At 36.1% G+C, this 7,374-nt stretch carries 5 protein-coding genes and 1 pseudogene; 4 read left to right on the forward strand and 2 right to left on the reverse strand.

Annotated elements, in window-relative coordinates:
• Nucleotides 1-190 precede the first annotated feature (190 nt).
• On the reverse strand, nt 191-1,555 hold the full coding sequence (locus tag ADJ83_RS01525; protein WP_048716589.1) for an MATE family efflux transporter: 1,365 nt from the start codon (nt 1,553-1,555) through the stop codon (nt 191-193).
• Nucleotides 1,556-1,913: 358 nt separating this feature from the next.
• Here ADJ83_RS01525 and ADJ83_RS01530 point away from each other — a divergent pair, with 358 nt between their 5' ends.
• The 4 genes from ADJ83_RS01530 (at nt 1,914) to ADJ83_RS01545 (ending at nt 7,046) form a co-directional block, all read left to right on the forward strand.
• On the forward strand, nt 1,914-3,113 hold the full coding sequence (locus ADJ83_RS01530; protein WP_048716593.1) for an MFS transporter: 1,200 nt from the start codon (nt 1,914-1,916) through the stop codon (nt 3,111-3,113).
• A 590-nt stretch (nt 3,114-3,703) separates the two neighbouring features.
• Nucleotides 3,704-4,723: a PTS transporter subunit IIC gene (locus tag ADJ83_RS01535; RefSeq protein ID WP_048716596.1), complete on the forward strand. Its 1,020-nt coding sequence runs from the start codon at nt 3,704-3,706 to the stop codon at nt 4,721-4,723.
• 255 nt (nt 4,724-4,978) lie between these two features.
• Nucleotides 4,979-6,337 (forward strand): FAD-dependent oxidoreductase, encoded by a 1,359-nt coding sequence (locus tag ADJ83_RS01540; RefSeq protein WP_048716601.1) that lies wholly within the window; start codon nt 4,979-4,981, stop codon nt 6,335-6,337.
• A gap of 106 nt (nt 6,338-6,443) precedes the next feature.
• Nucleotides 6,444-7,046 (forward strand): DNA-3-methyladenine glycosylase, encoded by a 603-nt coding sequence (locus ADJ83_RS01545; RefSeq protein WP_031537677.1) that lies wholly within the window; start codon nt 6,444-6,446, stop codon nt 7,044-7,046.
• A gap of 56 nt (nt 7,047-7,102) precedes the next feature.
• Here ADJ83_RS01545 and ADJ83_RS01550 read toward each other — a convergent pair.
• Nucleotides 7,103-7,374: pseudogene (locus ADJ83_RS01550) on the reverse strand (bile acid:sodium symporter family protein); the annotation flags it as partial.

The following is a 7,374-nucleotide window of genomic DNA, read 5'->3' on the forward strand; positions in this document are numbered from 1 at the left end:
TGCGCTGCGGGGTCTAAAGCGTCTCTATTTCCCGCAGGAGTCGACCGTCCTCCACTCCAGTTCATTTCATTTCATTTTTAACCCCTTTTCTAAAATAAAAAAACGAACAATTATGCGGGATTACCGCATAATTGTTCGTGTTTATTGTTAGCTGAAATGTTTATGTCCCAGCCTCTTATGAAAAAAAGAATTATGCATGCTCCTTCATTGCGCGATTAACCCTTACTCTTTCCCAAGGCTTTGATTTCCAACGTCTAAAGGCGAATATGCCTCTGAACCATTCATCCATCCCTTGAGCAAGCCAAACTCCTAGTAATCCTAATCCTAATGTAATTCCTAAGGCATAGCTCAGTGTAACGGCGATTCCCCACATCGAAATAATGCCAATTATGACAGGGAAACGTACATCTCCAGAAGATTTTAAAGAACTCATTAAGACAATATTCATTGCTCTACCCGGCTCTGTAAATACAACTGCCCATAAAATTGGCAAGCCGATAGCAATAATTTCATAGTTGTTTGTAAATAGCTCTAAAATAGGTTGACCGATAATGGCCATTACCAATGCTGCAGCTAAGGATATCATCATGGCAAGTCTAAGTGTCTTGATCCCGCGTTGTAGGGCACGGTCAAATTGCTTTCCGCCAATATATCGAGCAACAAGAAGCTGAGTACCCTCAGCAATAGCCAAAGTAAATAAGTAGCAGATCATAGAAATATTACTAATATATACTCTTGCCGCTAAAGAAGCATCTCCAAATGATGCAACGATTGCAGTGATCATTAACTGCGAAAATTGATAAGATAAATTTTCACCAGCGGAAGGAATTCCAATATATAGCATGTCACGAATGTCTTGTTTATTAACTTTAATAAAATCTTTTACGGAAAAAGTTAAAGCAATTCTTTTATAAACAAGATAAACCAAGACGAGAACAGCAAATGCTCTAGCAACAACAATCGTCCAGGAAACTCCGATTACACCTGTAATAGGTAAACCAAAAATGCCTAAAATACTGATAGCATAACCTAATACGCTTATCACATTCATTAAAACACTAACAATCATGGATTCTTTTGTAAAACCGTGGCTTCTTAATACAGCACTAAGTGCAAGTGAGAGAGATTCTAAGAAGAGGGACGCACCACATATACGAACAAATATTAATCCGTATTCTAATACTTCACCGCGTATATCAAAAAGTTGTAATAAATGTTCACCGAAGACAACAACGAGGGCTGCGATTATTATTCCAAACCAGAAGTTTAGACCAACTGCAGATCGGGCAAATCTTCTAGCTTTGTTAAGCTCATTAGCTCCTAGTTTTTGTCCAATTAAAATCATAGCGGCGATAGATGTTACGTTGAAGACAAGGATAAAAATTCCAAGAAGTTGATTGGCAACCCCAACCCCTGCTGCTGCGCCATCGGAATAATGGCTTAACATTAAAGTAGCGGTAACTCCCATCCCCATGTGTAAAGCAAGTTCAATAAACAATGGCCAAGATATATTAAAAAGAGACTGATTTTGTATTTTTGTTGTTGAAACGCTCAACAGTTAAGCTCCCCTTTACATTTAATAATTGCAAACATAAGAACCATTTTATGCTTATTTAGAAGAAAGTAAAGAGAAAAACACTAAATTTTTTAGGGAATTTTTCAAAAATCTTGAATAAAGTAATAGTTACGCTTTTTAACCCTATATTTATGGATTTATTTATGGAATCAGTCCATTATTTACCACTGGGAAATAGCCTTTAAAGAGTAATTAATGACTGATTAATCTTTTAAAAAATTTTTGGAGAAAATAGATGAAATGTAATGATGGATGTCATGACAAGTGTTATTATAGTAGATAGTTTTCATAAATAGGATACATATGGGAAGCCTAAGAAAAAACTGGGAGGAATAAAATGAAAAAGGAAATATCAAATAGAAAAGTGCTTGGTATTGCAGGACTAGGGTGGATGTTCGATGCAATGGATGTCGGAATGCTTTCCTTTATTATTACTGCACTCCAAGCAGATTGGGGATTAACTGTAAAAGAAATGGGCTGGATAGGCAGCATGAACTCCATTGGAATGGCAGTCGGAGCTCTTGTTTTTGGGTTAATGGCAGATAGAGTAGGAAGAAAACATGTATTTATGATAACCTTGTTATTATTTTCGATTGGAAGTGGATTGTCAGCTTTCACTAGTTCATTAGCAATCTTTTTAATCCTACGTTTCTTTATTGGAATGGGACTTGGTGGAGAATTGCCGGTAGCATCTACACTAGTTGCGGAAAGTGTTCCAAAGGAAAAGCGAGGAAGAGTGGTAGTACTACTTGAAAGCTTTTGGGCTTTTGGCTGGTTACTTGCAGCGGTAATTTCCTATTTTGTTATTCCAAAGTATGGATGGCAAGTAGCATTATTAATTAGTGTACTTCCAGCATTTTATGCCATCTATTTACGATTGCATTTACCAGACTCACCGAAATTTTTAAAAGTAGATAAAGAAAAGAAATTAACGATTAAAGAAAGCATGCAAGCAGTTTGGTCAAAGGAAAACCGGAAGCAAACGGCAACACTATGGATTTTATGGTTTTGTGTAGTGTTCTCTTATTACGGAATGTTTTTATGGCTCCCAAGTGTAATGGTTTCACAAGGTTTTAGTATGATTAAGAGCTTTGAATATGTTTTGATTATGACATTAGCACAATTACCAGGCTATGCAGTTGCAGCCTATCTAATTGAAAAGGCAGGAAGAAAATTTGTACTAGTATTATTTTTAGTTGGTACAGCAGGAAGTGCGTTTATGTTTGGGCTGGCTGATAGCACAGCAATGTTACTTACGTCAGGAATTCTTTTGTCCTTCTTCAATTTAGGAGCATGGGGAGCTCTTTATGCCTATACGCCGGAACAATATTCAACGAAGGTTCGGGGAACAGGTGCAGGGATGGCAGCAGCTATAGGAAGAGTTGGCGGAATCTTAGGACCTTTATTAGTGCCTTACTTAACAGCACAAAATGTATCGATTCCATCTATCTTTACCATTTTTTGTATCGCTGTTTTAATTGGTGCTGCAGTTGTACTTTTCTTCGGAAAAGAAACAAAGAATACAGAAATTATCTAAGAGTGGCTAGCCACTCTTTTTTTATGTTAAATATTCTGACAAAACTTCATTTTATTAAATAATGTCCATTCTATCCTTCAAATCGATCATGTTTATCTGAAATACTAATCATTTTATCCACAAATAAAAAAACAATTTTACATTCTGATTTTAATGATAACGCTTTAATATATTCTGAAATAAAATAATTATTTACAATTTCAGAATATTGGTGATATTATAACTACACACTAATTAAACGGTTTAGGAGGAGCATATCATGAAGATCAAAGCAAATACATTACCGATTATTATACTCATATTATGCTCTTAGGATTAAATGATCCCTCTTTATTATACCGGGAATTGTTTAGTCCAGTTTTTGTTATTAAAAAACAAGGCGCTAAACAGTTTGAAAGACTTGAACGTGCCTATCCAATATTGGACAGGTTTTTTTGTTTTTATTGACTGTTTATAAAGATTGTTGCTTCTATAATTATTTGAAATTGCGAGTATGGTGTAAACCCACTTCTATCAAAAAACAAGATAGGTGAAAACAGTCTTTTAAATTTATTTTATAGAATTATTTTCTAATAGAGGAGAAGAGAACGATGAAAAACAAAGAGTATTTTATGGAACGAATGTATAAAGCTTCAGCAGGAATGTCTAATGCAGTTCTTGTAACATTGGGAATGGGATTGCTGTTGGAGTCGATTGGTAAAGCAGTTGGCTGGGATGTATTAATCCACATTGGCGGTGTAGCAAAAGTATTGCTAGCACCTGCATTTGGAGCAGGAATTGCTTATCAATTAGGCGGAAACACATTAGTAATTTTTAGTGCAATGGTCTGTAGCACCATTGGCGGAAATGCCTTACATGCAACAGATGCTGGAATGGTACTGGTTCCAGGACAGCCAATTAGTGCAGTGTTAGCTGCAGTTGTAGCAACATATGTTGGTAAATGGGTGAATGGAAAAACTATCTTAGATATGGTAGCAATTCCAGCTGTAGCAATCTTAGTTGGAGGTATGGCTGGAGTTGGGTTAGCAGCAGTAACAACACCATTGTTGGAATGGATTAGTGCCCAGATTACGACTTCCGTTCAAGGTTCTCCATTAGTAGCACCAATGGTTATCTCGTTAGTATGGAGCATCTTACTAATGACTCCTGCATCTTCTGCAGCACTAGCAATTGCGTTACAAATGGATCCCGTTTCAAGTGCAGCAGCATTAATTGGTTGTACCGTACAATTTGTCGGATTTACAGCAATGTCTCTGCGCCAAAATGATTTAGGAGGATTTCTTGCTCAATCGATCATTACACCGAAAGTGCAATTTCCGAATTTGGTGAAAAATCCGCTATTAATCATTCCACCTTTTGTAGCAGCGGTTATTTGTGCCCCTATTGCTACATTAGGATTTGGGTTCACGGCAACGTACGAATTGGCAGGATTAGGATTGAATTCTTTAATTGCCCCAATCAGTATTTTAGCCACACAAGGATTACAGGGATTCTTAATCTATGTGGCAGTAGGGATGGTCCTTCCAATCGTGATTACACTACCTCTATATTTTGTAATTCTTCGAGTTGGTTGGGTGAAAACAGGAGATTTGGCTATGCGAGTGCAGTAATATTTGATGATTAAAAGAGTCGCCAGTTTAAGGCGACTCTTTTAATGTGTGAAGAATGATACAAAAAAGTTAGGGAAATATAGGAAGGGATAATTTTCTTGTGAATTCTATCACAAAATAGTTGCAATAAGAAATATTCGATGTATAATAAAGGTGTGAACGAAATGTGAATTCTATCACAATATATGTGATTTTTTTCACTAATTAAGTGAAGTTTTTCACATTATAATCTATTACAAAAGGAGTTTTTAAACGATGAAAGTAGTTGTAATTGGATGTACACATGCTGGAACAGCAGCAGTAAAAACGCTAGCTAATTTAAATAAAAACATAGATATAACGGTTTATGAAAAAAACAATAATGTTTCCTTTTTATCTTGTGGAATTGCTTTATATGTCGGTGGTGTGGCAAAGGATGCTAGTCAATTATTTTATTCCTCACCAGAAGAACTGAAATCTCTTGGAGCAACTATGCATATGGAGCATGAAGTATTAGAGGTTGATACAGTAAACAAGGAAGTACATGTGAAAGACTTAACTACAGGGGAAGAAAAGATTGATCATTATGATAAATTGGTGATGACAACAGGCTCTTGGCCAATTATTCCGCCAATTGATGGCATTAACTTAGATAATATTTTGCTATCAAAAAACTATAATCAAGCAAATGAAATTATTGAACGATCCAAGAATGTAAAGAGCGTGACAGTAATCGGAGCTGGATATATTGGTGTAGAGTTAGTTGAAGCATTTGCATTAAATGGAAAAAACGTAACGTTAATTGATAGCGAAGAACGCATCTTAAATAAGTATTTAGATCAAGAATTTACAGATGTGGTAGAGGCTGAATTTGCAGAGCGCAATATTAACTTAGCTTTACAACAAACGGTAACAAAATTTGAAGGAAATGAGCAAGGAAAAGTAACAAAGGTTTACACAACAAAAGGGGAATATGAAACAGATTTAGTTATCCTATGTGTCGGCTTTAGACCAAATACGAATCTTTTAAAAGGAAAAGTAGATCTATTACCTAACGGTGCGATTAAGATTAATGAGTATATGCAATCAAGCAACCCAGATATTTATGCAGCAGGTGATAGCTGTGCGGTTAATTACAATCCAACAGGAGAAAAAGTATATATCCCTCTTGCGACAAATGCTGTTCGAATGGGAACATTAGTAGGACACAATATTGCGGGGCATCCATTGAAGTATATGGGGACACAAGGGACTTCAGGATTGCATATTTTTGGATTGAATATGGCATCGACTGGTTTAACGGAAGTAACTGCAAAGCTTAATAATATTCCTTATGAAGTAGTAGAAGTTATTGATAATGATCGCCCTGAATTTATGCCAACATTCCATGAAATTCGCTTAAAAGTTCTTTTCCATAAAGAGACTAGAAACATTTTAGGTGCCCAGTTGATTTCAAAAGCAGATGTTACACAAATGATGAACACATTATCTGTATGTATTCAAACGAAAATGACGATCGAAGAATTAGGATTTATCGATTTCTTCTTCCAACCACATTTTAATAAACCGTGGAACACATTGAATCAGGCAGGATTAGCTGCTTTAGCGAAAAAGAAAGAACTTATTGAGCAATAGGTATTTAGAAGAAATGGAATCATCTCTATAATCAAAGGGATGATTCTTTCTTTTTGGGGGAAAAGAAACGTATACTAGTAAGAAATAATTGAGGAGACGGACAATGATTGATTACATAAACCAGCCAACAGAAGACATTGCAAGAAAACTGTTAGGAAAGATTCTTATTCACCAGACGCCGACTCATTCGTATAGTGGTTATATTGTGGAGACAGAGGCTTATATTGGGGTGGAGGATATGGCTTGTCATAGTTATGCTGGAAGACGCACCCCTAGGTTAGAATCCATGTATAAAATAGGGGGGACAATTTATATTTACACAATGCATACCCATCAGATGCTAAATATTGTAACAAAAAAAGTGGGTGATCCGCAGGCTGTCCTGATTCGAGCAATTGAACCCCTTGGCGGAATAGAATGGATGGAACGTAATCGAAAAACAAAAGGGGTAACAATCTGTAATGGCCCTGGGAAATTAACGAAAGCAATGGAAATCACAAAAGCTTTAGATGGAAATGTAATAAATGGAACGTCATTATTTATTACGGATGGAAAAAAACCATTACAAATAGAAGAATCAGCAAGAATCGGTATTCCCAATAAAGAAGAGTGGACTTCAAAACCGTTACGATACTATGTAAAAGGGCATCCTTTTGTTTCAGGGATGAAAAAAGGAGAGATGGATTTAAAAGGAGAATTATGGAAATGAAAAAGTAGGGTAACTTTCTCTATAGAAAGAGTTACCCATTTTTCCTTTGAATGAATTCACAACATTTTCCCTTCCTTGACTTTTCCAATGAAAGGTTTCTCATACACTAATTTGATGAAGTAGCCATATAAAGCTGCTAAGATTTGTTGGAATAGCATGCCGATAACGACAGGAACAGCTGCTGCTGGAGGGAAGAAGCTTACAGCAAGAACTGCCCCTGCACTAATATTTCTCATGCCCCCAGAATAAATCATTGCAACAATTTCCTCTTTCCTTCTTCTCGTTAAGATTCCTAATATCCATGCGAAAAAGTAACCAGATAATGAAA

The sequence above is a fragment of the Bacillus sp. 522_BSPC genome, from assembly GCF_001076885.1.
GTDB classification, from domain to species: Bacteria; Bacillota; Bacilli; order Bacillales; family Cytobacillaceae; genus Niallia; species Niallia hominis.